Source organism: Pseudomonas ogarae, assembly GCF_014268695.2.
In the GTDB taxonomy this organism is placed as follows: Bacteria; Pseudomonadota; Gammaproteobacteria; order Pseudomonadales; family Pseudomonadaceae; genus Aquipseudomonas; species Aquipseudomonas kilonensis.
In genome coordinates, this window is record NZ_CP077086.1 from 1832740 (window position 1) to 1859249 (window position 26510).

At 62.3% G+C, this 26510-nt stretch carries 24 protein-coding genes and 1 riboswitch; of the genes, 10 read left to right on the forward strand and 14 right to left on the reverse strand.

The window, feature by feature from the left end:
* Positions 1-6: 6 nt before the first annotated feature.
* From uca to HU749_RS08195, 6 genes are all read right to left on the reverse strand, one after another.
* Entirely contained in the window at positions 7-3648 is a 3642-nt protein-coding gene (gene uca / locus HU749_RS08170; protein ID WP_186649615.1) for an urea carboxylase, read from the reverse strand.
* Between the two features lie 286 nt (positions 3649-3934).
* Entirely contained in the window at positions 3935-4576 is a 642-nt protein-coding gene (locus HU749_RS08175; RefSeq protein WP_042732480.1) for an urea amidolyase associated protein UAAP2, read from the reverse strand.
* An 11-nt stretch (positions 4577-4587) separates the two neighbouring features.
* Positions 4588-5313: an urea amidolyase associated protein UAAP1 gene (locus HU749_RS08180; RefSeq protein ID WP_186649617.1), complete on the reverse strand. Its 726-nt coding sequence runs from the start codon at positions 5311-5313 to the stop codon at positions 4588-4590.
* A 13-nt stretch (positions 5314-5326) separates the two neighbouring features.
* The gene (locus HU749_RS08185; RefSeq protein ID WP_186649620.1) at positions 5327-6115 is read right to left on the reverse strand and encodes an ABC transporter ATP-binding protein; all 789 of its coding nucleotides are present in this window, start codon (positions 6113-6115) and stop codon (positions 5327-5329) included.
* Entirely contained in the window at positions 6112-6927 is an 816-nt protein-coding gene (locus HU749_RS08190) for an ABC transporter permease (RefSeq protein ID WP_046065143.1), read from the reverse strand. The genes HU749_RS08185 and HU749_RS08190 overlap by 4 nt, the downstream gene beginning before the upstream one ends.
* A 15-nt stretch (positions 6928-6942) precedes the next feature.
* Positions 6943-8010: a putative urea ABC transporter substrate-binding protein gene (locus tag HU749_RS08195; RefSeq protein ID WP_079303791.1), complete on the reverse strand. Its 1068-nt coding sequence runs from the start codon at positions 8008-8010 to the stop codon at positions 6943-6945.
* A gap of 60 nt (positions 8011-8070) precedes the next feature.
* Positions 8071-8172: riboswitch (guanidine-I (ykkC/yxkD leader) on the reverse strand.
* Positions 8173-8478: 306 nt separating this feature from the next.
* Between HU749_RS08195 and HU749_RS08200 the strand changes: the two genes are divergently transcribed.
* The gene (locus HU749_RS08200; RefSeq protein WP_079303793.1) at positions 8479-8892 is read left to right on the forward strand and encodes a hypothetical protein; all 414 of its coding nucleotides are present in this window, start codon (positions 8479-8481) and stop codon (positions 8890-8892) included.
* 229 nt (positions 8893-9121) lie between these two features.
* On the opposite strand, the gene dspII is transcribed toward HU749_RS08200, so the two are convergent.
* Positions 9122-10234: an enoyl-CoA hydratase/isomerase DspII gene (dspII, locus tag HU749_RS08205; protein ID WP_186649624.1), complete on the reverse strand. Its 1113-nt coding sequence runs from the start codon at positions 10232-10234 to the stop codon at positions 9122-9124.
* A gap of 131 nt (positions 10235-10365) precedes the next feature.
* Here dspII and ung point away from each other — a divergent pair, with 131 nt between their 5' ends.
* Complete coding sequence (gene ung / locus HU749_RS08210) at positions 10366-11058, forward strand: uracil-DNA glycosylase (RefSeq protein ID WP_014337017.1); 693 nt, start codon at positions 10366-10368, stop codon at positions 11056-11058.
* A 103-nt stretch (positions 11059-11161) separates the two neighbouring features.
* Here ung and HU749_RS08215 read toward each other — a convergent pair whose 3' ends face one another.
* Genes HU749_RS08215 through HU749_RS08230 form a run of 4 tightly spaced genes read right to left on the reverse strand, consistent with a single transcriptional unit; the run spans position 11162 to position 15217 of the window.
* On the reverse strand, positions 11162-12199 hold the full coding sequence (locus tag HU749_RS08215; RefSeq protein ID WP_095962881.1) for an AbrB family transcriptional regulator: 1038 nt from the start codon (positions 12197-12199) through the stop codon (positions 11162-11164).
* The gene (locus HU749_RS08220) at positions 12192-13706 is read right to left on the reverse strand and encodes a tripartite tricarboxylate transporter permease (RefSeq protein ID WP_186649626.1); all 1515 of its coding nucleotides are present in this window, start codon (positions 13704-13706) and stop codon (positions 12192-12194) included. The genes HU749_RS08215 and HU749_RS08220 overlap by 8 nt, the downstream gene beginning before the upstream one ends.
* 1 nt (position 13707) lies before the next feature.
* Positions 13708-14169 carry a tripartite tricarboxylate transporter TctB family protein gene (locus HU749_RS08225; protein WP_079303799.1) on the reverse strand — a complete coding sequence of 154 codons (462 nt, stop codon included), beginning with the start codon at positions 14167-14169 and terminating at the stop codon, positions 13708-13710.
* Positions 14170-14224: 55 nt separating this feature from the next.
* Entirely contained in the window at positions 14225-15217 is a 993-nt protein-coding gene (locus HU749_RS08230; RefSeq protein ID WP_014337021.1) for a Bug family tripartite tricarboxylate transporter substrate binding protein, read from the reverse strand.
* Positions 15218-15673: 456 nt separating this feature from the next.
* Here HU749_RS08230 and HU749_RS08235 point away from each other — a divergent pair, with 456 nt between their 5' ends.
* Positions 15674-16345: a response regulator gene (locus tag HU749_RS08235; RefSeq protein ID WP_003198779.1), complete on the forward strand. Its 672-nt coding sequence runs from the start codon at positions 15674-15676 to the stop codon at positions 16343-16345.
* Positions 16338-17729, forward strand: coding sequence for a sensor histidine kinase (locus HU749_RS08240; protein WP_186649629.1), 1392 nt, complete (start codon positions 16338-16340; stop codon positions 17727-17729). The genes HU749_RS08235 and HU749_RS08240 overlap by 8 nt, the downstream gene beginning before the upstream one ends.
* A 148-nt stretch (positions 17730-17877) precedes the next feature.
* Here HU749_RS08240 and HU749_RS08245 read toward each other — a convergent pair whose 3' ends face one another.
* A complete protein-coding gene (locus HU749_RS08245) occupies positions 17878-18699 on the reverse strand; it encodes an HDOD domain-containing protein (RefSeq protein WP_014337024.1) in 822 nt (273 codons plus the stop codon).
* 35 nt (positions 18700-18734) lie between these two features.
* On the reverse strand, positions 18735-19676 hold the full coding sequence (gene ygfZ, locus HU749_RS08250) for a CAF17-like 4Fe-4S cluster assembly/insertion protein YgfZ (RefSeq protein WP_186649631.1): 942 nt from the start codon (positions 19674-19676) through the stop codon (positions 18735-18737).
* A 149-nt stretch (positions 19677-19825) separates the two neighbouring features.
* On the opposite strand from ygfZ, the gene HU749_RS08255 reads away from it, so the two are divergent.
* Together HU749_RS08255 and HU749_RS08260 are read left to right on the forward strand one after the other, a co-directional pair.
* Complete coding sequence (locus HU749_RS08255) at positions 19826-20080, forward strand: FAD assembly factor SdhE (RefSeq protein ID WP_003184348.1); 255 nt, start codon at positions 19826-19828, stop codon at positions 20078-20080.
* Positions 20064-20516: a protein YgfX gene (locus HU749_RS08260; RefSeq protein WP_186649634.1), complete on the forward strand. Its 453-nt coding sequence runs from the start codon at positions 20064-20066 to the stop codon at positions 20514-20516. The genes HU749_RS08255 and HU749_RS08260 overlap by 17 nt, the downstream gene beginning before the upstream one ends.
* Here the strand turns inward: HU749_RS08260 and nadB are convergent.
* The gene (nadB, locus tag HU749_RS08265) at positions 20485-22101 is read right to left on the reverse strand and encodes an L-aspartate oxidase (protein ID WP_079303807.1); all 1617 of its coding nucleotides are present in this window, start codon (positions 22099-22101) and stop codon (positions 20485-20487) included. The genes HU749_RS08260 and nadB overlap by 32 nt on opposite strands.
* Before the next feature lie 559 nt (positions 22102-22660).
* Between nadB and rpoE the strand changes: the two genes are divergently transcribed.
* The 4 genes from rpoE to HU749_RS08285 all read left to right on the forward strand — a co-directional run bounded on the left by rpoE (position 22661) and on the right by HU749_RS08285 (position 26486).
* A complete protein-coding gene (rpoE, locus tag HU749_RS08270; protein WP_003172477.1) occupies positions 22661-23242 on the forward strand; it encodes an RNA polymerase sigma factor RpoE/AlgU in 582 nt (193 codons plus the stop codon).
* Positions 23243-23273: 31 nt separating this feature from the next.
* Positions 23274-23861 carry a sigma-E factor negative regulatory protein gene (locus HU749_RS08275; RefSeq protein ID WP_079303809.1) on the forward strand — a complete coding sequence of 196 codons (588 nt, stop codon included), beginning with the start codon at positions 23274-23276 and terminating at the stop codon, positions 23859-23861.
* A 12-nt stretch (positions 23862-23873) separates the two neighbouring features.
* Positions 23874-24821, forward strand: coding sequence for a MucB/RseB C-terminal domain-containing protein (locus HU749_RS08280; protein ID WP_053178425.1), 948 nt, complete (start codon positions 23874-23876; stop codon positions 24819-24821).
* A gap of 234 nt (positions 24822-25055) precedes the next feature.
* A complete protein-coding gene (locus HU749_RS08285; protein ID WP_079303811.1) occupies positions 25056-26486 on the forward strand; it encodes a DegQ family serine endoprotease in 1431 nt (476 codons plus the stop codon).
* The last annotated feature ends 24 nt before the right edge of the window (positions 26487-26510 follow it).

The following is a 26510-nucleotide window of genomic DNA, read 5'->3' on the forward strand; positions in this document are numbered from 1 at the left end:
TTGAGTTCAGTCACGGTCCAGCACCACGACGCGCTGTCCGGCGCGCACTGCAGAACCTGGCTGGACGCGCACCTCGCGCACCACGCCGGCCGAGGGCGCAAGCAGCGGGATTTCCATTTTCATCGACTCCAGGATGACCAGCACATCACCGGCGGCGACCCGTGCGCCAACGTCTACCTGCACCTGCCAGAGGTTGCCGGCGATGTGGCTGTCGACACTTAATTGACCGTCGTTCAGCGGCGAATCTTCGCTGGGTTCGATGGCCGCTTCTTCACTGTCGAAGTGCGCTTGGCCACTGGCGATCCAACGCTCGCGCTCGGCGTCGAAGGCGCCTTGTTGCCGTTGGCGGAACGCGGCGATGCCGTCGGCTTCCTGCACCAGGAAACGCTGGTAGTCGGCGAGGTTGAGCTGGCTGTGCTCGATCTCCAGGTCGAAGCGGCCCAGGGGGAAGTCCCGCCGGATGCGCAGCAGTTCGTCGGCGCTGACCGGATAGAAGCGGATCTGGTCGAAGAACCGCAGCAGCCACGGCTTGCCGTCGAAGGCGGCGACGTTCCGATAACGATTCCACATCTGCAACGTGCGTCCGACGAACTGGTAGCCACCAGGACCTTCCATACCGTACACGCACATATAGGCGCCGCCGATGCCCACCGAGTTTTCCGCGGTCCAGGTTCGGGCCGGGTTGTATTTGGTGGTCACCAGTCGATGCCGTGGGTCGAGCGGCGTGGCGACCGGCGCGCCGAGGTAGACGTCCCCCAGGCCCATCACCAGGTAACTGGCGTCGAACACCGTGCGTTGCACTTCATCGAGGTTGGGCAGATCGTTGATGCGTCGGATGAACTCCAGATTGCTCGGGCACCAGGGCGCGTCCTTGCGCACCGTGGTCATGTATTTTTCGATGGCGAGCTGGCAGGCCGGATCATCCCAGGACAGCGGCAGGTGGACGATGCGCGACGGCACTTGCAGGTCCTGCGCCGCGCACACGGCGTCCCACTCACCGGCGACGATATTCAGTAGATCGGCCAGGGGCATTTGCTCGGGTTGGTAGTGCACTTGCAGCGAGCGAATGCCCGGCGTCAGGTCGATCACGCCGGGCAGGTGTTTGTGTTCCAACGCCTGCATCAAGGCATGGGCGCGAAAGCGCAGCACCAGGTCCAGTTCGGGGGCGCCGATTTCCAGCAGCAGGTGGGTGTCGCCAGATAGCCTTGCCACCAGGCGCGTATCGTCCTGGCCGATATCCAACACCACAGGCGACCCCAGCCCCTGTGGGAGCGAGCTTGCTCGCGATAGCGGCGTGACATCCAGAATCGATGTGACTGACAGATCGCTATCGCGAGCAAGCTCGCTCCCACATTGATCCCATTGCAGGGCCAGTGAGCGCGCGGTCGATACATCCACCGACACAAACCGCACCTTGTCCCCCGCCTTGAGTTGCCCCAACTGCCAGAGGTCCGCTTCGATCACCGTCACCGGGCAGACGAAACCGCCCAGGCTCGGGCCGTCGGGGCCGAGGATGACGGGCATGTCGCCGGTGAAGTCCACGGCGCCGATGGCGTAGGGGTTGTCATGGATGTTGGAAGGATGCAGCCCGGCCTCGCCACCGTCGGCGCGGACCCATTCGGGTTTCGGCCCGATCAGGCGCACGCCGGTGCGGCTGGAGTTGAAGTGCACTTCCCAGGCCGTGTCGAAGAACGTCTGGATGTAGCGCTCGGTGAAGTATTCGGGCGCACCGTGGGGACCGTAGATCACGCGGATCTGGCGCACGCTTGGCAGTTCCAGGATCGGCGCGCTCGTTGGCGGCAGCATCGCGTGCTCATCCAGCGGTGCCAGGTGCAACACGTCGCCGGTACACAACGCCCGTCCGCCATGGCCGCCGAACTGGCCGAGGGTGAAGGTGCTTTTACTGCCCAGGTAATCCGGCACTTGCACGCCGCCTTGCAGGCACAGGTAGCTGCGCGCCCCGGCGCCAGAGATGTGGCCGATGGCGAGGGTGGCGCCGGCAGCAATCGACAACGGCGTGTTCATCGGCACCGCTTCGCCGTCGAGCGTGAGGGCAATCACCGCACCGGTCACCGCCACCCGGGCAGCGCAGTTGAAGCGCAGCAGCGGCCCGTTCATGGTGATTTCCAAGGCCGCCGCACCTTCTTCGTTGCCCAAGAGGCGATTGCCCAGGCGCAGCGAACGGCTGTCCATCGGTCCCGACGGCGGCACACCCACCGCCCAGTAACCGAGGCGGCCGGGATAGTCCTGGACGCTGGTCTGGGTGCCGGGGCTGAGCACTTCGACGGTGTTGGCGCGATAGACCAACGCCTCCAGGCAGCGGGTCCAGGGCTGACCGCTGGCAAACGGCGTGTCGAGGAGAATCTGTTGCAGGTATTGGCGGTTGGTCTCGACGCCGTACAGCAGGCTTTCGTCCAGCGCTTGATGCAAGCCCAGGCGCGCCTGCTCGCGGGTTGGCGCCCAACGGATGACCTTGGCGATCATCGGGTCGAAATAGGGTGGGACCTGGCAACCGGCCTCGACCCAGGTGTCGATGCGCAGTGCCTTGCCGTCGGCCTGGGGAAATTTAACGGCGGTCAGCAGCCCCGGGCTTGGCTGGAAATCCCGACCTGGATCCTCGGCATACAAGCGCGCCTGGATCGCGTGGCCCTCGGCTTTCAAACCTTGGCCCAGCTCACTCAGTGGCGGTAGATCACCGGCCGCCAGTTGCACCATCCAGCGCACCAGGTCCACGCCCCACACCTGCTCGGTGACGCCGTGCTCCACTTGCAGGCGGGTGTTCACTTCCAGGAAATAGAAGCGCCCCGCGTCGCTGTCGAACACGAACTCCACGGTGCCGGCGCTGCGGTAGTTCACGGCCTGGGCCAGTTGGATCGCCGCTGCGCAGAGTTCATCGGCCATGCCCTCGGGCAGGTTCGGCGCCGGGGTTTCCTCGAGGACTTTCTGGTTGCGCCGTTGCACCGAGCAGTCGCGCACGCCCAAGGCAATCACTTGGCCCAGGCCGTCGCCGAATACCTGCACTTCCAGATGCCGCGCACGTTCGATGTACTTTTCGATGAACACCCCGGCGTCGCTGAAGTTGTTCTGGCCCAGGCGCTTGACCGCTTCGAAGGATTCGCTCAGGTCGGCGGCGCTGCGACACACACGCATGCCGATACCGCCGCCGCCGGCGGTACTTTTGAGCATCACCGGATAGCCGAGCTGCGTGCCGGCCAATAGCGCGGCGTCGAGGCTGTCGAGCAGTTCGGTGCCTTCGAGCAGTGGCACACCGTGCCGGCGCGCCAGGTCGCGGGCTGTGTGCTTGAGGCCGAACATGCGCAGTTGTTCTGGCGTCGGACCGATGAAGGCAATACCGGCAGCTTCGCACGCTTGCGCGAAGGCGGCGTTTTCCGAGAGAAAGCCGTAGCCGGGATGGATCGCGGTCGCGCCGCTGCTTTTGGCAATCGCCAAAAGCTTGTCCACCGCCAGGTAAGTACCGGCCGCCGCGCCTTCGCCCAGGCAGTGGGCTTCATCGGCCTGGAGGATATGCAAGCTGGCCGCGTCGGCCTGGGAATACACTGCGACGCCTTCGACCTTCAGCTCACGCAAGGTCCGCAGGATGCGGCAGGCGATGGCGCCACGGTTGGCGATCAGGATTTTTTCGAACATGGCATTGCCCCCTCAGGCATGCGTGCTGCCTGAACTGGGATGCGGGCCGTCCCGCAGTTTTCGATGGCCGCCGGGGTCGTCCCTGGCGACAAACCTCCAAACACCACTACTCCCCTTGTGGGAGCGAGCTTGCTCGCGATAGCGGCGGTACATCCAACCTTGATGTAACTGACAGACCGCTATCGCGAGCAAGCTCGCTCCCACAGGGGATCAGGGCGTTATTTGATGCACTGCCCCGACCGGCTCTGGCACAACGCGAACAGCCAGCGCCGAAGGCGGGTGAGTTTCAGTTCCATATCAAGAGCTCCGCTGGCGTGGGGTTGTAGGCGTTGCACGGGTTGTTCAGTTGCGGGCAGTTGGAGATCAACACGATCACGTCCATCTCGGCCCGCAGGTCGACGTACTTCCCTGGCGCCGAGATCCCATCTTCGAAGGTCAGGCCGCCATCGGCGGTGACCGGCACGTTCATGAAGAAGTTGATGTTCGGCCCGATGTCGCCCTTGCCCAGCCGACCGTCGTGGGCGCAGGCCCGCAGGTAGTTGTCGCGGCAGCTGTGCATGTAGCGTTTTTCCAGGGCGTAGCGCACGGTGTTGCTTTCCTGGGCGCAGGCGCCGCCGAGGGTGTCGTGGCGTCCGCAAGTGTCTTCGACGATGGTCAGCATCGGGTGGCCGAGGTTGGAATACAGCACGCTGCCGGTGCTCAGGTAGACGCTGTTCTGCCGGCGCAGGGTGCGCTGCACGTCGTAGCGTTCCTTGGGGTTGGCCAGGCTGTAGAACAGCGTATCGACCGCCTGGTTGCCTTCCAGGTCGAGGATGCGCAGGGTCTGGCCGGCCTTGACCTCCACCAGCCAGGGCTCCCCGGCGGGGATGGTGGCGCGGTAGACGGCAGTATCGGGTTGCTTGTGTGCGGTGGCGATGGCGAGTGACATGGCAGCGATCCTCAGGCGAACAGGCGGTCGGTGTTGATGAAGCCGCGCTGGTTTTCCGGGCGCGAATGACGACAGTGCTCGGCGACGCTGGCGTCAGCGTTCATCCAACTGAGCTTGAGCGGTTGCGGGGCGTATTGCGGGTTCGGGTCCATCGGGTGCTGCAGCGCGGTCAGCACCACCAGGGTGTCCATCGGTGCGTACAGCTCGATGTAATCACCGGCCTTGGAGTTGCCTTCGACAAAGTGAAAGCCTCCGGCCTCATCGACATCGACCCGGCTGAACAGGTTGAGGGTCATCAGCAGGTCGGACAGGCCCAGCCCCCATTTGCCCAGCTCCACCAGCAGGTTGTCGGTGCCGTTGCGAAAGAAGCCGTTGCGCAGTTCCTGGTAGCGGCCCTGACCGTATTTTTCAGCGACTTCCTCGGCGCAGAGCACACCGCCGAGGCTGTCGCTCCAGCCGCAGGTGTCGGCGGTGATGGCCGCCAGCACCCGGCCCATGTCGGAGTAGAGGCAATGGCCGGTGGTGAGCTTGGCGGTGTGTTGGCATTTGAGGCTGTCGGGCAGGTTCAGGCGTTCGGTTTTTTCGTTGGCGTTGAGCAGCGTCAGGCTCACGTTGGCCCCGCCGCGCAGGTCGGTCAGGCGCAGCAGTTGGCCGCGCTTGAGCACGAAGGAACGGTGGCCGCCGCCGGGCAGCAGTTCTTCGGCGAAAGGTGTAAACAATTGGGTCGAGTCGGTCATGGCAAAACTCCGTTCAAGCGATACGCAACGTGCCGGCCAGTCCGGCGGGCAGGGCGTCGACGGCGGCACGGGCGGTGCGGCGGTCGCTGTTCAATGGAATGTCGTAGGTAATGCGGGCGCCATAGGCGCCGGGGGCGTGCGGGTCGACACGGACCTTGTCGAACACCAGCAGGCGTGTGCCGAGGCTGAAACCTTCGGACAGGTCATGGGTGACCATGAACACCGTCAGCCGGGTTTCGCGCCACAGCTCCAGCAACAGGGCGTGCATGTCTTTGCGAATGCCCGGGTCGAGGGCGCCGAAGGGCTCGTCCAGCAGCAGGACACGCGGCTTCATGATCAGTGCCTGGGCGATCGCCAGCCGCTGTTGCATGCCCCCGGACAGTTGCGCCGGGTATTTATCCAGCGCATGGCCCAGGCCGACCTTGTCCAGCAGTTGCGCGGCGTCGTCGCGGGCCTGGCGCTTGGCGCTGCCAAACAGGCGGCCCAGCAGCGGCGAGCGCGGCAACTCCAGGCCCAGGGCCACGTTGTCCAGCACGCTCAGGTGCGGGAACACCGAATAGCGCTGGAACACCACGCCCCGGCTGGCATCCGGCTCGCCGGCCAAGGGTTCGCCATCCAGGAGAATCTGTCCGCGACTGGCGCGTTCCTGGCCCAGCAGCAAGCGCAGGAAGGTCGACTTGCCGCAACCCGAGGCGCCCACCAGGGTGCAGAACTCACCCTCAGAGACGCTCAGGTTCAAACGCTCCAGTACCACCTGGTCGGCATACTGTTGCCAGACGTTGTTCACCGTAATGAAGCTCATGCCTTCGCCCCCTCGTACCAGGGGAACGCTTGCCGGGTCAGTTGCTTGAGGCCCCAGTCCATCAGCCAGGCGAGCAGGGTGATCCACACCACATATGGCAAGATCACGTCCATCGCCAGGTAACGACGCACCAGGAAAATCCGATAGCCCAGCCCATCCGTAGAGGCGATGGCTTCAGCGGCGATCAGAAACAGCCAGGCCGAACCGAGCATCAGCCGCAGGGAAATCAACAGGCGCGGCAGCAGTTGCGGCAGCACCACCCGCAGCATCAGGGTCCAGGTCGACGCGCCGAGGGTCTGGGCCTTGATCAGCAGCTCGGGCGGAATTTCCCGGGCGCGCTGTTCCAGGTCGCGCGCCAGGCACGGTGTGATGCCAATCACGATCAGCATCACTTTCGACAGTTCCCCCAGGCCGAAGACGATGAACAGGATCGGCAGGATAGCCAGCGGCGGCACCATCGACACCACGGTGAGCAACGGCGACAGCGGTGCGCCAAACAGCGGCAACGTACCGGCGGCAATGCCCAGGCACAGCCCGGCCAGGGCGCTGATGCCCAGGCCGATGGCCAACCGACGCAAGCTCGACGCGGTGTCTTGCCAGAGCAGATAGTCGCCGCTGCGGGCATCGGCGGTGAAGGCCAGGCGTTTGACCGCATCGGCCATTTGCACGGCGCTGGGCAGGAGCTTGTCGTTGGGGTTGTCCGTCAACCGTTCGGCCGAGCCCATGAAGTAGGCGAACAACACCAGCGCGAATGGCAGGATCACCAGCAACAAGCGGCTGGGACGATCCGGGTAGCGGTTGATCAGGCGCATGCCAGGTCCTCCGGTTTACAGCTTGGCGTCGGCGGCCAGCTGTACGTAGGTCGGGTCAAAGCGCAGCTTGAGGTTGGCCTTGTCGCCGCGGGTCACGCCATTGGCGAACGTCATGCCGACTGCGTCGGTGCTCTTGGCGCCTTCGCCCAGCAAACCGTGCTGGAACGAGAACTCGGCTACCTTGCCCATGGTGGCGGGCAGTTGTTCGCCGGTGGCGAAGTTGAGCGCTTCCTTGGGTGTGGCGAACAATTTGGTGGTGTCCAGCTGCGCCTGGAAACCTTTGAGGTCGGTGCCCGACGCTTTGGCCATGTGTTCCAGCGCAGCCTGGCTGGCGGCGTTTTTCGCGTTCATCAGCGCCACCACTTCGAACCAGGCGCCGGTCAACGCTTTGCCCAGGGCGGGGTTGTCCTGCAGGGTCTGGGTGTTGACCACCATCATGTCCATGATCTCGCCGGGAACCTGGCTGGAATTGAACACTTCGCTCACACCTGGCTGGGCCTTGATGTCCGAGAGCATCGGGTTCCAGGTGGTGACGGCCTTGACCTGGTCGGTGTTGAAGGCGGCGGAGATGTCGGCGTCGGAGGTGTTGACGACTTTCAGGTCTTTCTCGGCGAGACCAACCGAATCCAGGGCGCGGGCCAGCAGGTAATGGGACACCGACAGTTCCACCAGATTGACGTCCATGCCCTTGAGGTCGGCGACTTTCTTGCCCTCGCCCTTGAGGACGATACCGTCGTTGCCATTGGAAAAATCGCTGACGATCAGCGCGGTGCTGTCCACGCCACCGGCCGCGGGAATGGTCAGGGCATCCATGTTGGTCATGGTGCAGCCGTCGAACTGACCGGCGGTGTACTGATTGATGGATTCGACGTAGTCGTTGAGCTGCACGACATCAATCTTGATGCCGTACTTTTTCGCCCATTTATCGACGATGCCTTGGCTGCCGGCGTATTCCCAGGGCATCCAGCCGGCGTAAATGGTCCAGCAGACGCTGAAATGGTCTTTTTGGGCGGCGGCGGATGAGAAGCTCGCGAGGGCCGAGAGGGCGGCGAGGAGCAGGGCGGACAGACGAAGCTTGAGCATGGTAATTCTCCAGTTGATCAAGGGCGGACAGGAGCAACGCGGCACCGCGAACGGTGGCTTGTCTCCCGGGCTTTTGTCCCGCCGTGTAACCTCAACTGGAGGTCGCCAACTCTCGGACCAGCCGCTCGCCAGAAGCGAGCCGGAACCCTAGTCAGCCATTGCAAATTGTGGTGCCGCGAACCTGTGATGACTCCTGCACGGAATTTGTTAAAGCGAGAGCCGTGCCAACTGGGGTCAAGGCCCGGTCCAGAGAGGGCGGGGGCCGCAAGTCGGTGGCTGGGGGCGGGCCGGGTGCGCAATTGTGGTGCCGCTGCGCACCGGCATGAGGCAAAGAGCTACATGTTTCAACTTATTGCTGGAGCGCACCAGATCTCGATTTCGCTGTCAGATTAATCGTCAGTCACCCAATAGATGACTGCCGCCCATCAGCGTCGCTGATGTGGCCCATCCGCGGTCCAGGAGGCCGCCATGTATCGACGACTGCTGCTCATTGCGTTTCTCGGTTTGACTCTTTCGGCCTGCGTGCCTTATTACGACGGAGACTCGAGCTACTACCGTTCCGAGGTCTACACCTCACCGGCACCGGTCTATTACAGCGGTGGCGGGAGTTACTATTCGGCACCGCGTGGCTATTACGCCCCGCGGTATTACCAACCGGCGCCGCGCTACTACTCGGCACCGCGTTACTACCAACATGGCCCACGCCACTACTCGCCACCGCGAGCGGCGTACCGACCTTATCCACACCGGGGTGGCTGGGACGGCCATAGCCGGGGTGGCTGGAATGATGACCGACGGGGTCGAGGCGGGCGTGATCATCGTGGACGCGGTGATTATGATCGTGGACGCGGCGATCACGATGGACGACGCAACCACCGCTGATCCCAGGGCAGAAAAAGGCGGCGCATCAAGCGCCGCTTTTTTATGTCTGCAATAAACCCGATGGGATAAGGCTTGTGGGAGCAAAGCTTGCTCGCGATGACAGGGGATCAGTCAGCCTCTCTGTGACTGGCATACCGCTATTGCGAGCAAGCTTTGCTCCCACAGATGTCACATCCCACAGATATCACTCTCACAGAATGTCACTCCCACTGGGTGTCACCCAGGGGCTTTATTCGTTGGACAAATCCGCCAACGGATGCCGACCTTCCCACGCCTTGTGAAAGTGCGCCTCGACCGCCGCTTCGGGCACATGGTTGATGTCCGGCCAGTGCCAGTGGGGCTTGTGGTCCTTGTCGATCAGGCGCGCGCGTACGCCTTCGCTGAATTCCGGATGGCGGCAGCAGTTGAGGCTCAAGGTGTATTCCATCCGGAACACACCGGCCAAGGACAAATGGCGGGCCCGGGCGATCTGCTCCCAGACCAGACAAGCGGTCAACGGCGAGCCTTCGGTCATGGTCTTGGCCGCCCGGGCGATCAGCGGATCAGGGTGCTCCACCAGCAGGCTGAGGGCTTTCCAGGCGCAACGCACGTCGCTGACATCCAGCCATTCGTCGATTTTCTGCCGGCGTGGTAGCCATTGCGCTTCTGGCATTTTGTCGACCGCTTCCTGCTGCAAAGCCTTGAGCAGGCTGTTGAGCTGCATCTCGGTTTGTTCCTGCCAATTGAGTTGCAGCAGGCCCTCGATCAGGTCGTCCTGTTGTTCATCCAGAAAAAAGCGGTCGGCCAGGCCCAGGTCGATGGCGTCCCGGGCATTCATGTGGGCGCCGGTCAGGCCGAGAAACAGCCCGAGCTTGCCGGGCAGGCGCGACAGGAACCAACTGGCGCCGACGTCCGGGTACAGGCCGATGCTGATCTCCGGCATTGCCAGGCGACTGCTTGGTGTGACGATGCGGGTACTGGCGCCTTGCAGCAGCCCCATGCCGCCGCCCAGTACATAACCATGGCCCCAACACAGCAGAGGTTTGGGGTAGGTGTGCAGGTTGAAGTCCAAGCGGTATTCCGCCGCGAAGAATTGTGCAGCCAGCGGCGGCACTTCGCCGGGATGGGCACGGCAGGCTTCCACCAGGCTGCGCACTTCACCGCCGGCGCAAAATGCCTTGGGGCCATTGCCGCGCAACAGCACACAAACAACCTGCGGCTCCCGGGCCCAGGCATCGAGACGATCACGCAAGGCGTTGATCATCGGCAGGGACAAGGCATTCAGGGATTTTTCGGCGTCCAGGGTGGCAATGCCGATACGGGCCCCGTCGATGCCGGTGAGCTCTTCGAAGTGCAGATTCATCGTGACCTCGATCAGAAATTGGAATGATCAGTATGACCGCTGCGTAGGAAAGTGCCGGTTCTGCGTCAGATCAATTGACAAGCCATGTAGGCTTTCCTAGGGTGCGCCCATTGTTTTTACCGGATGCAACCATGACTGCCGACGACCGTATCAAACTCGAACCGAGCTGGAAGCAGGCACTGCGTGCCGAGTTCGACCAGCCCTACATGGCAGAGTTGCGCGAATTCCTGCGCAGTGAATACGCCGCCGGCAAGGAGATTTACCCACCGGCACCGCTGATTTTCAATGCCCTCAATTCCACGCCGCTGGATAAGGTCAAGGTTGTGATCCTCGGCCAGGACCCGTACCACGGCCCGGGCCAGGCCCATGGTTTGTGCTTCTCGGTACAACCGGGCGTGCCGGCACCCCCCTCGCTGGTGAACATCTTCAAGGAATTGAAGCGCGATTTGAACATCGACATTCCAAATCACGGCTACCTGCAAAGCTGGGCCGACCAGGGCGTGTTGCTGCTCAACACCACCATGACCGTGGAGCGCGCCAACGCCAACGCTCACGCGGGCAAGGGCTGGCAGCATTTCACCGACCGGGTCATCGAAGTGGTCAGCGAACACCAGCCGAACCTGGTCTTCCTGCTGTGGGGCGCCCATGCCCAGGGCAAGCAGAAGCTGATCGACGCCACCAAGCATTTGGTGTTGACCTCGGTCCACCCGTCGCCGTTGTCGGCTTATCGTGGTTTCTTGGGCTGCGGGCATTTTGGCCGGACCAACAAATTCCTCGAGCAGCATGGCGAGGCGCCCATTGATTGGCGATTGCCGCCGCTTTAAATGGTCGGCAATAAGGGCCCCATCGCGAGCAAGCTCGATCCCACATAAGGTCACACACCTCTTGTGGGAGCGAGCTTGCTCGCGATGAAGGCGCCGCGGACGATCAGGCCGCCCCCGGCCTGCGCATCCAATACCTGAATAACGGCTCCGCCAGAAACAGCACAAACAGCAATCGCATCACTTGCAACGCCGTCACCAATGGCACCGACAGTTGCAGCGTCTCGGCCGTCAGGCTCATTTCCGCGATACCGCCGGGCATCATGCCGAGGGTCAGTGAACGCAGGTCCAGGTGGGTCAGGGTACTCAGGCCCAAGGCCGCCAGGGTGGCGATCAGCATCGTCAACACCGTGCCGACCAGGGTGCGGCCCATGAACGACGGCGCCCGACGAAAGAACTGCCGGTTGAAATGACACCCCAATCCGCTGCCGATCAACCATTGGCCGACCTGGCTGGCGCCATTGGGCAGGCCGATGTGCAGGTCCCAACCGACGCTCACCGCCGCACTGACCAGCAATGGCCCGAACAACCAGGGATTGGGTTGGCGCAAGCGTTCCCAGAGCCAGGCGAGCAGGGCGCCCACCGGGAACAGGATTGCCAGCCACAGCCAGTCCACCGTGGTGGCGTGTTGCCCCGGGGCGCCTTCGCCCAACAGGTACTTGAAGGCCGCCGGCACGCACAGCACCACCACCAGCACCCGCAGGCTCTGGCCCGCCGCAACACGGCTGAGGTCCGCGCCGTTGCGGGCGCCGAGGTTGACCATTTCGCCGGAACCGCCCGGCATGCTCGAGAAGAAAGCCGTAGCGCGGTCCTCGCCGGTGCGCCGCATCAGCCAGACACTCACTACGCTGGACACGCTGGTGATCAGCGCGCCGAAGAAGATCAGGCCGAAGTGGCTCAGGACCTGTTCCATCACCACCGGGGTGAAGTGCAGGCCGATGCCGATGCCCACCACCCATTGGCCGCATTTACGGCCGCCGGGGATTTCCATCAATTGCCACGGCGTGAGACAGCGCACCAGGATGATCGCCAGCAACGAGCCGACCATCCAGGGCAGAGGCCAGCCGATCAGGCTGGCCAGGTAACCGCCGGCCAGGCCGACCAGCGGTGTTCCCCACCACTGTCTGAAGGTTGCCTCAGACATTGGCCAGGGCGCGACGTTGCGCACTGCGGCGACGCCAGATCCGCAGCAGCGGCATGAACAGCATGATTGCCGTCAGGATCCAGCAGCCGAAGGTGATCGGGCTCGACCAGAGGATTTCCAGCCCACCATTGGAAATCGACAGCGCACGCCGCAGGTTCTGCTCCATCAGGCCACCGAGGATGAAGCCCAGCAGCACAGGCGACAGCGGGAAATCCAGCTTGCGCAGGATGTAACCGAAGATGCCGATACCGATCATCAGGAACAGGTCGAACGTGGTGGCATGCACCGCGTAGACACCAATCCCGGTGATGATCGCGATGACCGGTACCAGCGCCCAGTTCGGCACGGCCAGGATGCGGGTGAAGATGCGGATCATCGGGATGTTGAGGATCACCAGCATGATGTTGGCGACGAACAACGACGCGATCAGGCCCCAGACGATGTCCGGCTGTTGCTGGAACAGCAGTGGACCCGGGGTGATGTTGTACAGCGACAGCGCGCCGATCATCACCGCGGTGGTGCCCGAGCCGGGAACGCCGAGGGTCAGCATCGGCACGAGTGCGCCGCAGGCTGCGCCGCCGATAGCGGTTTCCGGCGCCGCGAGGCCACGCTTGTCGCCTTGGCCGAACGTGCCACTGGTGCCGGCGATGCGTTTTTCAGTCATGTAGGCCACGGCACTGGCCAGGGTTGCGCCCGCGCCAGGCAATACGCCCATGATGAAACCCAGTACGCCGCAGCGGATGTTCACCCAGAACACCGATGCCGCTTCCTTGAAGTTGAACATCATCCGCCCGGTGGCTTTTACCGCTTCCTGGCCGCGATGGGTTTTCTCCAGCAACAACAGGATTTCGCTGATGGAGAACAGGCCCAGCACCAGCACGACGAACTGAATGCCGTCGGTCAAATGGATGTTGTCACCGGTGAAGCGGTACACACCGCTGTTGGCGTCGATCCCGACGCAGGACAGGAACAAGCCGATCAGCGCCGCGATAAACGTCTTGAGCGGTCGGTCGCCGGCCATGCCGCCGAGGCAGACAATGGCGAACACCATCAGGACGAAATATTCCGCCGGCCCGAAGGCAATCGCCCATTTGGCCAGCAGCGGTGCGAACAACACCATGCCGCAGGTGGCGATGAACGCGCCGATGAACGAGCTCCACGCCGACAGCGACAACGCCACGCCGGCCAGGCCTTGGCGGGCCATCGGGTAGCCGTCGAGGGTGGTCATCACGGTGGAGGCTTCACCCGGGATGTTGAGCAGGATCGAGCTGATCCGTCCGCCGTATTCGCAACCCAGGTACACCGCCGCCAGCAGAATCAGCGCCGATTCCGGCGGCAACCCCAGGGCAAAGGCAATCGGGATCAGCAGCGCCACGCCGTTGATCGGGCCCAGGCCCGGCAGCAGGCCGACCACGGTGCCGATCAGGGTGCCGGTCAGGGCTGTGACGAGGTTGTAGGGGGTCAGTGCAACGCCAAAACCCTGGCCGAGATAATTCAGGGTATCCATATCAATTCTCCAAGACGTCGAGCAGGCCCAGGGGCAGCGGCACGTCCATCAGCTTGTCGAACAACAGATAAAGACCGATGGCCATCAGGCTGATGATCACCACGCTCGGCACCCAGCGACCGCCGTAAAGGCGCGCCATCGGCACGCCGGTCAGGATGCTGGCGAGGATGAAGCCCAGGGGCTCGAAGGTCCCGGCGAAGACCAGCAGCAGCACCACGCAGATGCCGATTTTCTGCAAGGTTTCGCGGTCCAGGTGCGGATCGTCATCGCTGTGCACGACGGGGGTCGGGCGAAACAGCATGTACAGCAATGCCAGGCCCATCAGCCCTAGCATCAGCAAGGGAAAGGCGCGGGGACCGACCGGTTCGTAGGAAAAGGCGGCCTGGTAGGGCCAAGCCATCAGCGCCAGGCCGATACAGACCAGCAGCAGCACTGCGGCAAAAATACGTTGGATGGTGAGCATGACTAACTCCTGGGCGGCGCCGACAGTGCCAGCGCCGCCGCGAGAACAGAGACGGTTACTGGATCAGGCCGAACTCTTTGGCCAGCACCTTGTAATCAGCCACTTGCTTCTTCACGTAGGTGTCCAGTTCCGGGCCGGTCATGGCAAACGGGAACAGCTCGCGCTGATCGCGCAGCTTGGCGAACTCTTCGGAAGCCAGCAGTTTGTCGAAAGCGTCTTTCCACCAGGCGTAGTCTTCGTCGCTGACCTTCGGCCCGAGGTAGAAGCCGCGGACCACTGGCCAGACGATGTCGTAGCCTTGTTCCTTGGCGGTCGGAATGTCTTTCATTTCCGGCTCGTCGATGCGTTTCTCGGCAAACACGGCGAGCAGGCGCATGTCGCCGCTCTGGATGTGCGGCATGGAGTCGGAAATATCCGTACTGCCTACCTGGATGTGTCCACCGAGCAGTGCGGTGGCGATTTCGCCGCCACCTTCGAGGGCCACGTAACGCAGGTCGCGAGGGTTGATGCCGGCGGCCTTGGCGATGAGGGCGGTCTGCATCCAGTCCTGGCTACCGACGGTGCCGCCGGAACCGATCACCACCGAGCCCGGGTCTTTCTTCAGGGCCTGGACCAGGTCGTCGAGGTTTTTGTAGGGCGAGTCGCTTTTCACGGCGATGGCGCCATAGCTGGTGCCGACGGCGGCCAGCCAGCGCACGGCGCTTTCATCGAAGCGACCGAACTTGCCCTGGGCCAGGTTCAGTAGCGAACCGCTGGACCAGGCCACCAGCGTGCCGGCGTCGGCCGGGCGCTGGGCGACCACTGCGTTGTAGGCTACCGCGCCGACACCGCCGGGCATATAGGTGACGCGCATAGGCTTGGTCAGCAGCTTCTGGTTGACCAGCGCGCTTTGTGCCAGCTTGCACGTCAGGTCGAAACCGCCGCCGGGGGAGGCCGGGGCGATGCATTCGGGGCGCTTGGGCTCTTTGGATGGATCGGCGGCGAGCAACTGCCCGGCGAACATCAGGCATCCGGCGGCCAGGGCTACTTTACGCAGTGATAGGTTCATTATTGTCTCCACAGGAGTTGTTGTTGTGTGTTGTAGATTGGACATTACAGGCTTGAAGCTGTAGCGGACCTGCGCAGCGTTTTCAAAGAAGCGGCAGGTCGCGTTGCGCGCATGCACCTTGTCGTCGATGCAAATCGGCCCAGGCGAAGGCACAGACAAGGGTAGTCTGGTTGGGACGGGAGAGAGGGGCGGGCGTGAAGGCCTGGGGCTGCATGGACAGCATGGTGGTACTCCGCTTTATTGTTCTTATTTGGCGAAAACGCTTCGAGGCGTTTTTCGTTCGCGATGTGCATCGCGACGGCAGCCGAAACTGTCCGTGGGAGGACTCTAACGGCTCAACCTTTCGCTAACCTTTCAAAAGCTTTCAGCGTGTTTTTTGGCTTCACAGTGGCAGATGCGGCTGTAAACTCCGCGCCAAAGAATGGCGTCGGCCATCCCTGAATCGAGGATTAACCCATGCGTGTCCTGCTCGTCGAAGACCATCTTCAGCTCGCCGAGAGCGTTGCCCAGGCGCTCAAGAGCACCGGTTTGACCGTGGACGTGTTGCACGACGGCGTCGCGGCCGACCTGGCCTTGAGCAGCGAGGAATACGCCGTGGCGGTCCTGGATGTCGGGCTGCCGCGCATGGACGGCTTCGAGGTGCTGGCGCGCCTGCGGGCGCGTGGCAAGACCTTGCCGGTACTGATGCTGACCGCCCGCAGCGACGTCAAGGACCGTGTCCATGGCCTGAACCTCGGGGCCGACGATTACCTGGCCAAGCCATTCGAGCTCACTGAGCTGGAAGCCCGGGTCAAGGCGCTGTTGCGCCGCAGCGTACTGGGCGGCGAACGCCAGCAACGTTGTGGCGGGCTGGTCTATGATCTGGACACCCGTCGTTTTACCCTCGACGACGAACTGCTGACCCTGACATCCCGCGAGCAAGCCGTGCTGGAGGCGTTGATTGCCCGGCCAGGGCGGGTGATGAGCAAGGAACAACTGGCGGCCCAGGTGTTCGGCCTGGACGAAGAGGCCAGCCCCGACGCCATCGAAATCTACGTCCATCGCCTGCGCAAGAAACTCGACGGCCATGCGGTGGCGATCGTGACGTTCCGCGGCTTGGGCTACCTGCTGGAAAACCGCAATGCATAAGCCCGACAGCCTGCGCTGGCGGCTGCTCAGGAACCTGGCATTGCTGCTGGTGGTGCTGATGCTCGCCAGCGGCTTGAGCGCCTACTGGAATGGTCGCGAAGCGGCGGACACTGCCTATGATCGGACCCTGCTGGCCTCGGCCCGGACCATCGCCGCAGGCCTGTCCCAGCGCGACGGCAGTCTCAGCGCGGATGTGCCCTATGTGGCCCTGGACACCTTCGCCTACGACAGCGCCGGGCGCATTTATTACCAGGTCAATGACATCGACAAGAAGCTGATTTCCGGCTACGAAAACCTCCCCGGCCCGCCGCCCGGGACGCCACGCACGGACGATTACCCGGCCCTTGCGCGCTTCTATAACGCCCAGTACCAGGGGCAGAGCGTGCGGGTGGTGAGCCTGCTCAAGGCCGTGAGCGAGCCGAACATGAACGGCATGGCGGAAATTCGCGTGGCGGAGACCGAAGAGGCGCGGGTCAGCATGGCTCGCGGGCTGATGGCCGACACGCTGTTGCGCCTGGGCATGCTGGCCGTGGGTGCGCTGCTGTTGGTGTGGTTTGCGGTCAGCGCGGCACTGCGCCCGTTGGAGCGCTTGCGCACCGCGGTGGAGGAGCGCCAGCCGGACGATCTGCGGCCGTTGCCGTTGGTGGAAGTGCAACACGAATTATGGCCGCTGGTGCGGGCCCTCAACCATTTCACCGAGCGTCTGCGCGGGCAATTCGAGCGTCAGGCGCAGTTCATCGCTGATGCCGCCCATGAGCTGCGCACGCCCTTGGCCGCGCTCAAGGCGCGTCTTGAGCTGGGCTTGCGTGCCAGTGAACCGGCGACCTGGCGTGAAACCCTGGAAACCGCGGCCCAGGGGACCGATCGATTGACTCACCTGGCCAATCAGTTGCTGTCCCTGGCGCGCGTGGAAAATGGCGCCCGGGCCATTGCCGAAGGCGGCGCGCAGTTACTTGATCTCAGCCAGTTGGCCCGCGAATTGGGCATGGCCATGGCCCCGCTGGCCCATGCCCGAGGAGTGGCGCTGGCCCTGGAAGCTGACGAGCCGGTATGGCTTCGAGGCGAGCCAACCTTGTTGAACGAGCTGTTGAGCAATCTGGTGGACAACGCCCTGGCCCATACCCCATCGGGCGGCAATGTGATCCTGCGGGTTTCTGCGCCGGCCGTGCTGGAGGTTGAAGACGATGGGCCCGGCATCCCACTGCACGAACGGGATCGGGTGTTCGAGCGGTTTTATCGACGCAACCAGCAAGTGGCCGGTTCGGGGCTGGGATTGGCCATCGTCGGCGAAATCTGCCGTGCCCACCTGGCGCAGATCACCTTGCACGATGGGCAGGAACGCGGGTTGAAGGTGCGGGTGAGTTTTATCCCGGGCGCAGACTGATTCTGTGGGAGCAAGGCTTGCCCGCGATGATGGCGACACGGTCTTTATACGAGGCGCCTGTTTCGCGAGCAAGCTTTGCTCCCACAAATCCTGTTGCCACAGGTCGCAGATTCAGGCCTGACTACGAGTTCGTAGGTGTCCGACCTGCTTAATAGAACATCGACCGCGCTTCTTCGATATCCGCGCAGCGGGCCTTGTTCTCCGGGTCGATGCCCAGTTTCTTGAAGGCTGGAACGCCGAACACGTCAATCTTGCTCAGGGGATGGTCGGTGTCCTTGTAGCAATACAGCGCGGCGACCTGCACCAGGTCGACATAATCGATTTGCTGGGAATCCCGGGTGAAATCCAGATACAACCCCGGCAGTTTCACCAACCGCTCCGGAAACTCCCAGACGCTGAGTAGTTTGTCCCCCAGCACCGGGTGAATCGTTTCGATGACGTGGTTGAGGCTGACCGGGTCCGAGAGCAATTCATTGTTGTCTTGCGCATACGTCAGGATGGGCAGCACGCCGATCTGGTGCACCAGCCCACCCAACGCGGCCTGGTCGGGCTTGAGTTGGGTGTAACCGCGACACAGCGCATAGCTGACGCCGGCGATCTCCAGGCTCTTGCGCCAGACTTCGCGCATCTTCAGTTCCACCACCTCGGAGCGGGCGTGGAAAATCTGCTCCATGACCAGGCCGATGGCCAGGTTGCTGCTGTAGTTGACGCCCAATCGAGTGATGGCCGTGTGCAGGTCGGTGACTTCCTGGGTGGCGCGCAGCAGCGGGCTGTTGACCACTTTTATCAGGCGTGCCGAGAGAGCCGTGTCGCGGCCGATCACTTTGCTCAGGTTGCTGACGCTGATTTCCGGGTCTTCGGCGGCCCGGCGAATCTGCAGGGCCACTTCCGGTAATGTCGGCAGAACCAAGTCATCGTTGTCGATGGCCTGTACCAAATCCCGTTGGACCTTATCCGCCAAATCGCTCATTTCGGTTCTCTAGGGTATTGCGGCAAATGCTGCGATCAGCGCTGGATTTCGCGGTCGCGATCCAGTTCGTAAGGCAGGTCCAACTGTTGAAGGCGTGGGCCTTCCAAGGTACCGAGGTGCAAATTGTCGTCTTCTGCTGCTTCGGCCTGCAATACCGCCAGCAGTTCAATGTTTCCTTCGCTGCGGGCAGCCATCACCACTTCGCCGATGGAACTGCCATGCGTGGGGGAGAACAGCGCCGTGCCGGGTTCCGGGAGTTCGCTGGCGTCCAGCTGCAAGCGATATAGGCGTCGCTTGAGCTTGCCCAGGTATTGCATGCGGGCGACGATTTCCTGGCCGGTGTAGCAGCCTTTCTTGAAACTGACGCCGCCGACGGCTTGCAGGTTGAGCATCTGTGGGATGAACAGTTCGCGGGTGGCCGGCATGACCTGGCCGATCCCGGCGCGGACCTGGCCCAGCAGCCAGGGGTTCAGGTCTGTCTCGGCCAATTCTGCGCCCAGGCGGGTTCGCAGCGTCTGTGCCTGTTCGGCGGGGGCCCACAATTCGGCGCGACCGGGCGATACGCGGATGGCGATCAAGGCTTCATGGCGTGCCACGCTGTCGGTGTCGCTCGGCAGTTCGAGGCCCAGGCCGGCCAGCGCCTTGTCGGCGTTTTCCAAGCCGAAGCGAACCCAGGCCGCGCTTTCGTCGGTGAGCTTGGATTTGGAGAATACGGCGTATTTTTTCAGGTCGGCCAGTTGCGGTTCGAGCAACTCGGTGGCCATGGCCATCAACACGCCGTCGCCTTCGAGCAGGATGCGAAAGCTCGATTGCATCCGGCCTTTCTGGGTGCAGCGGGCACCGAGGCTGGCCCGGCTGTCACTCAGGTAGTCGAGGTTGCAGGTCAATTGGCCTTGCAGGAATTTGCCGGCATCCACGCCGCGGACCGCGAGAATGCCTTCGTGGGACAGGGTGCAGAAAAAAGCGGAATCAGCCATGGGTCATCGCAGGGTAAAAAGTCTGGTAGACATCATAAGGGGGCGCCCTTGAAATGGGTAGTTCACAAAGGATCGGTGGTGGCCGACCAAAGCCGTCTGTTCCGCTGCGGCGGGGCCTGTATACTTGCGCTCTATTTGAGGAGCGCTCCATGGTCGAAGATGTTGAACTGAATCGCCTCTACTGGCACAGCCGCCGCGGCATGCTTGAGCTGGACGTGTTGCTGGTGCCATTCGTCAAAGAGGTTTATCCCCATCTCAATGAAGTGGACCGTGCCTGCTATGTCCGCCTGCTCGAATGCGAGGATCAGGACATGTTCGGCTGGTTCATGGAGCGCAGCGAATCCGAAGACCCTGAGTTGCAGCGCATGGTCAGGATGATCCTGGACCGTGTCCAACCCAAGTAATCGCTTCGAATGCCGCTGGCAGGCCTCCGGGCAGTTGCTGGCGGCCTATCTGCTGGCCCAGGTGTTCGCCCTGGGGTCGTTGTTCCTGTTGTCCGTGCCGTCCTGGTGCGCAGCGCTTGGCGTCATAGTGTGCCTGGCCCATGGCGCCTGGGTGATCCCCCGGCATTTATTGCTGACCCATCGCCGGGCCTTCTGCGGGTTGCGGCGTAGTGTCGCGGGCTGGCAGCTCTGGAGCCGGGCCGATGGCTGGCGGGCTGTGCAACTGCGCCCCGATAGCCTGGCGCTGCCGATGATCATCGTGCTGCGTTTTCGCGTGCCGGGTGAGCGGCGTGTCCGCTCGCTGTGCGTGCCCCGCGATGCGCTGGCGCCGGATGTCCATCGGCGCCTGCGGGTGCGGCTCAGGTTCAGTCGGCGTAGGTGGGCGGCACCAGGATAGTGTCCAGAGCCTCAGGCAGCAGGTTCGGGTAGTCCAGCGTGTAATGCAGCCCCCGGCTTTCCTTGCGCTCCATGGCCGAGCGAATCATCAGTTCGGCCACCTGGGCCAGGTTGCGCAGCTCGATCAGGTCGCGGCTGACTTTGTAGTTGCTGTAGAACTCGTCGATTTCATCCAGCAGCAAGCGCACCCGGTGCTGTGCCCGTTGCAGGCGCTTGTTGGTGCGTACGATGCCCACGTAGTCCCACATGAAGCGCCGCAGTTCGTCCCAGTTGTGGGCGATGATCACGTCTTCGTCCGAGTCGGTGACCTGGCTGGCGTCCCACGAAGGCAGGGCGACTGGAATAGCGATCTGCGGCAATTGCGCCAGGATGTCTGCCGCCGCCGAGCGGGCGTAGACGAAACATTCCAGCAGCGAGTTGCTGGCCATGCGGTTGGCGCCGTGCAGGCCGGTGAAGCTGGTTTCGCCGATGGCATATAGCCCAGGCACATCGGTGCGGCCCTGTTGGTCGACCATCACACCGCCGCAGGTGTAATGCGCGGCCGGCACCACCGGGATCGGTTGTTTGGTGATGTCGATGGAAAACTCCAGGCAGCGCTCGTACACCGTCGGGAAGTGGCTCTTGATGAACGCTTCGGGCTTGTGGCTGATGTCCAGGTAAACGCAATCGATGCCCAGGCGCTTCATTTCATGGTCGATGGCCCGGGCGACGATGTCGCGCGGTGCCAGCTCGGCGCGCGGATCGAAGCGTTGCATGAAGCGCTCGCCGTTGGGCAGCTTCAAGTGTGCACCTTCGCCACGCAGGGCTTCGGTGATCAGAAAGCTCTTGGCCAGCGGGTGATAGAGGCAGGTGGGGTGGAACTGGTTGAACTCCAGGTTCGCCACCCGGCAACCCGAACGCCAGGCCATGGCGATGCCATCGCCGCAGGCGCCGTCGGGGTTGCTGGTATAAAGGTAGACTTTCGCTGCGCCACCGGACGCCAGGATGACGAAGCGCGCGCCGTAGGTGTCGACTTCGCCGGTGCCGCGATTGAGCACGTAGGCGCCGAGGCAGCGATCGCCGTCCAGGCCCAGGCGTTTTTCGGTGATCAGGTCGACCGCTACGCGCTGCTCCAGCAATTCGATGTTCGGCCGCTGTCGCGCTTGGGCGAGCAGGGTCTTGAAGATCGCCGCACCGGTGGCGTCGGCCGCGTGGATGATGCGCCGATGGCTGTGACCGCCTTCGCGGGTCAGGTGGAACTCGAAACCGCCGTCTTCGGTGCCCGATTGTTCGTCACGGGTAAACGGCACACCCTGGTCGATCAGCCACTGGATGGCTTCCCTGCTGTGTTCCACGGTGAAACGCACCGCTTGCGGATTGCACAGGCCACCGCCGGCATTAAGGGTGTCGTCGACATGGGATTCAATAGTGTCGGTATCGTCCAGCACGGCTGCGACGCCGCCCTGGGCCCAGAAGGTCGAACCGTTGGCCAGGTCGCCCTTGCTCAGGACTGCAATGCGCAAATGCGCAGGCAAGGTCAGTGCAAGGCTCAATCCGGCGGCTCCGCTGCCGATTACCAGAACATCGTGTTGAAACTGTTGGCTCATTCGAATGGTTTCCGCTCAAGGCGACCCGGGTCGGGGTTGGCGCAAGACACCGCTTCAACGGGTCAGGCAGCCACGCAGCCCACTAGTATATAGAGGGGGGGATCGGCACAATAGCCGGGCATTCATGGCAATGTGAAACCAGCGTGACAGAAAAGCGACACGCTTCGTCGGATCGCTGGTTTTGATACAAGGTCGACAAGGCTACCGTTTCGAGGACAGAACGCAGTTTATCTCGTCACGGTTGCCTGATATTCAGTGCACAGCACTATAAATAGAGGGAACTTTTGCCAAGCGCCTACGTTCAATAGACGGTTGTCTGCAAAAGGGAGCAGCATCGGGTTGGTGCAGGATTTCGATTGGAATCTCTGCCAACAGGCCCGGTGACAGATTATTCGCGCAGCCGGGGAATCTCCTGCTGCGTTTTTCGTGCGTGCCGAGATCAGAGCGCGCCGGAAACTTGCTTGAAAGGGGGAGAACTTTTGCGAAAAGCCCGAGTCTATGTTTGCAAGCCCGGTCAATTAGTAATGCAAGCCTCCTTCGAGCTTATCGAGGAGTGTTCATGCTAACCCAGGAAGAGGATCAGCAGCTGGTCGAGCGCGTCCAACGCGGCGACAAGCGAGCTTTCGATCTGCTAGTGCTGAAATACCAGCACAAAATTCTCGGGTTGATCGTGCGTTTCGTGCACGACACCCATGAAGCGCAGGATGTCGCTCAGGAAGCCTTCATCAAGGCCTACCGGGCACTTGGTAATTTTCGCGGGGACAGCGCGTTTTACACGTGGCTTTACCGCATCGCCATCAACACGGCGAAAAACTATCTGGTTTCACGCGGCCGTCGGCCGCCGGATAGCGATGTAAGTTCTGAAGATGCCGAGTTCTATGATGGCGATCATGGTCTCAAGGATCTCGAATCACCGGAACGTGCGTTGCTGCGGGATGAGATTGAAGGCACTGTCCATCGAACCATCCAGCAACTGCCCGAAGATTTGCGTACGGCTTTAACTTTACGTGAGTTCGACGGTCTGAGTTACGAAGACATTGCGAGCGTCATGCAGTGTCCTGTAGGCACCGTGCGCTCCCGGATCTTCCGCGCCCGGGAGGCCATTGATAAAGCCCTGCAACCTTTGTTGCAGGAAAACTAGAGACAGCGGCGACAGCCAAGAGAGGAACGCCATGAGTCGTGAAGCCCTGCAGGAATCGCTGTCCGCAGTTATGGACAACGAAGCGGACGAACTGGAATTGCGTCGGGTATTGAATGCCTTCGACGATGTTGAAACCCGTGAGACCTGGGCTCGTTACCAGATCGCCCGGGCTGTGATGCACAAGGACTTGTTGCTTCCACGCCTGGACATCGCTGCGGCCGTTTCTGCTGCATTGGCTGACGAAGCCGTACCGGCAAAAGCTTCTCGCGGACCATGGCGCAGCCTGGGTCGCCTGGCAGTAGCCGCTTCGGTCACCGTGGCTGTACTGGCCGGTGTGCGCCTGTACAATCAGGATGAGATTGCCGGCGTGCAAATGGCGCAGCAGTCCAACCAGCCAGGCCTGATGGCTCCACAGGTCAAGGGCCCAGCGGTACTGGCCGGTTACAGCGAAGGCTCGGAAACCGCAGGCCCGATGGTCAACGGTGTTCTGCAAGGCCAACCTGGCTGGCATGATCAGCGTCTGCCCAACTACCTGCGTCAGCATGCTCAGCAAGCTGCTCTGAAAGGTACTGAAAGCGCGCTGCCTTACGCCCGTGCAGCCAGCCTGGAAAACCGTTAATAAGGAAAGCCATTGCGCGCCATACCTCTATTCACGCTTCTGCTTGGTGGCTGGTGTGCGATTCCAGCCCATGCCGATGAGGCTCAGGACTGGTTGAACCGCCTGAGTCAAGCCGAGCAACAGCAGAGCTTCCAGGGCACTTTCGTTTACGAGCGCAACGGTAGTTTTTCTACCCATAACATCTGGCATCGCGTCCAGGATGGAAAAGTCCGCGAGCGGTTACTCCAGCTCGACGGCTCGGCACAGGAAGTCCTGCGCATTGATGGGCATACTCAATGCGTCAGTGGCTCCTTGATCGCGGGGCTGGGCAATACGCCTGACGGCACCTCACGTACACTCGATCCGCAAAAACTCAAGAATTGGTATGACCTGGCCGTCATTGGCAAGTCGCGCGTGGCCGGCCGTCAAGCGGTCATCGTTGCGTTGACGCCCAAGGACCAGCATCGCTATGGCTTCGAGCTGCACCTGGACAAAGAGACCGGCCTGCCGCTCAAGTCCCTGTTGCTCAATGACAAGGGCCAGCTACTCGAGCGTTTCCAGTTCACTCGCTTGAACGTCGCCGCGCCGACCGATGGTGAGCTGCAAGCCAGCGCCGAATGCAAGGCTGTCGCCCAGGATCCCGGCAAGGCCGTCGCGGCGAAAACCGCCTGGCACTCGGATTGGCTTCCGCCGGGTTTCGAACTGACCAGCAGTGCTGCACGCAAGGACCCGGACACCCAGGTCCAGGTCAACAGCTTGATGTACGACGATGGCCTGGCGCGCTTTTCGGTGTTCCTGGAGCCGTTGAACGGTGCCAACGCCACCGATACCCGTACTCAGCTCGGCCCGACGGCTGCCGTCTCGCGCAGGCTCACGACGCCCCAGGGCGAAATGATGGTTACGGTGGTCGGTGAGATTCCTATTGGAACGGCGGAACGGATTGCGCTTTCCATGCGCTCCGACGTCACGGCGACTCAATAGCCTGCTGACTGCATGGGTGGTTCGATTGCGCGAGAGGCTGATGACGCCAGGGCTTGATCGAAGTGCCGAAACTTCCTGTCAGCATTTTCATTTGCAAAAACCCAGCTTTTTTTCTATAGGTCAGAGCCGCACGGCCCTGGCCTTGTCTGTTCCCGGAACAAAAATACCGGCGTATCTTTTCCTGGTATTCCTTGCTCCATATCGCTTAACCATGCTCGTCGTAACGGGAGCCGTATGTCGATACCACGCTTGAAAACCTATCTCTCCATCTTTGCCACCGTGCTTGTGCTCGGCCAGGCCGTTCCTGCCGTGGCGGTCGAATTGCCTGATTTCACGCAACTGGTCGAGCAGGCTTCGCCCGCCGTGGTGAACATCAGCACCACCCAGAAACTGCCGGACCGCCGTGTATCGGACCAGCAGATGCCGGACCTGGAAGGTCTACCGCCGATGCTGCGGGAGTTCTTCGAGCGTGGCATGCCACAACAACCACGCTCCCCCGGCGGTGGTCGCCAGCGCGAAGCGCAATCCCTGGGCTCGGGCTTCATCATTTCGCCTGACGGCTACATCCTGACCAACAACCATGTAATCGCCGATGCCGACGAAATCCTGGTGCGCCTGGCCGATCGCAGCGAGCTCAAGGCCAAGCTGGTCGGAACCGATCCACGTTCCGACGTGGCGCTGTTGAAAATCGAAGGCAAGGACCTGCCCGTGCTCAAGCTGGGCAAATCCCAGGACCTGAAAGCCGGCCAGTGGGTCGTGGCCATCGGTTCGCCGTTCGGCTTCGACCACACCGTGACCCAAGGGATTGTCAGTGCCATCGGTCGCAGCCTGCCGAACGAAAACTACGTGCCGTTCATCCAGACCGACGTGCCGATCAACCCGGGCAACTCCGGTGGCCCGCTGTTCAACCTCGCGGGTGAAGTCGTCGGCATCAACTCCCAGATATATACCCGTTCGGGGGGCTTCATGGGCGTGTCCTTCGCGATTCCGATCGACGTTGCCATGGACGTATCCAACCAACTGAAAAGCGAAGGCAAGGTCAGTCGCGGCTGGTTGGGCGTGGTGATCCAGGAAGTGAACAAGGACCTGGCCGAGTCGTTCGGGCTGGATAAACCCGCTGGTGCGCTGGTGGCACAAATCCAGGAAGGTGGCCCGGCTGCCAAGGGCGGCCTGCAAGTGGGTGACGTGATCCTGAGCATGAACGGTCAGCCGATCGTCATGTCCGCCGACTTGCCACACTTGGTGGGTGCCCTCAAGGCTGGCGCCAAGGCCAATCTGGAAGTGATTCGCGAAGGCAAGCGCAAGAACGTCGAATTGACCGTCGGCGCCATTCCTGAAGAAGGCAAGGAGCTGGATTCGCTGCCCAAGTCTGGAGTCGAGCGCAGCAGCAACCGTCTGGGCGTGGCTGTGGCCGAGCTGACCGAAGAGCAGAAGCGCACCCTGGAGCTCCAGGGCGGCGTAGTGATCAAGGAGGTACAGGAGGGGCCTGCCGCGCTGATCGGCCTTCAGCCGGGCGACATCATCACCCACCTGAACAACCAGGCCATCGGTTCCGCCAAGGAGTTCACCGACATCGCCAAGGCGTTGCCGAAGAATCGTTCGGTGTCGATGCGCGTCCTGCGCCAGGGGCGTGCGAGCTTTATCACCTTCAAGCTGGCCGAATGATCGGTTAGCCGCTGAAAAAAAAAC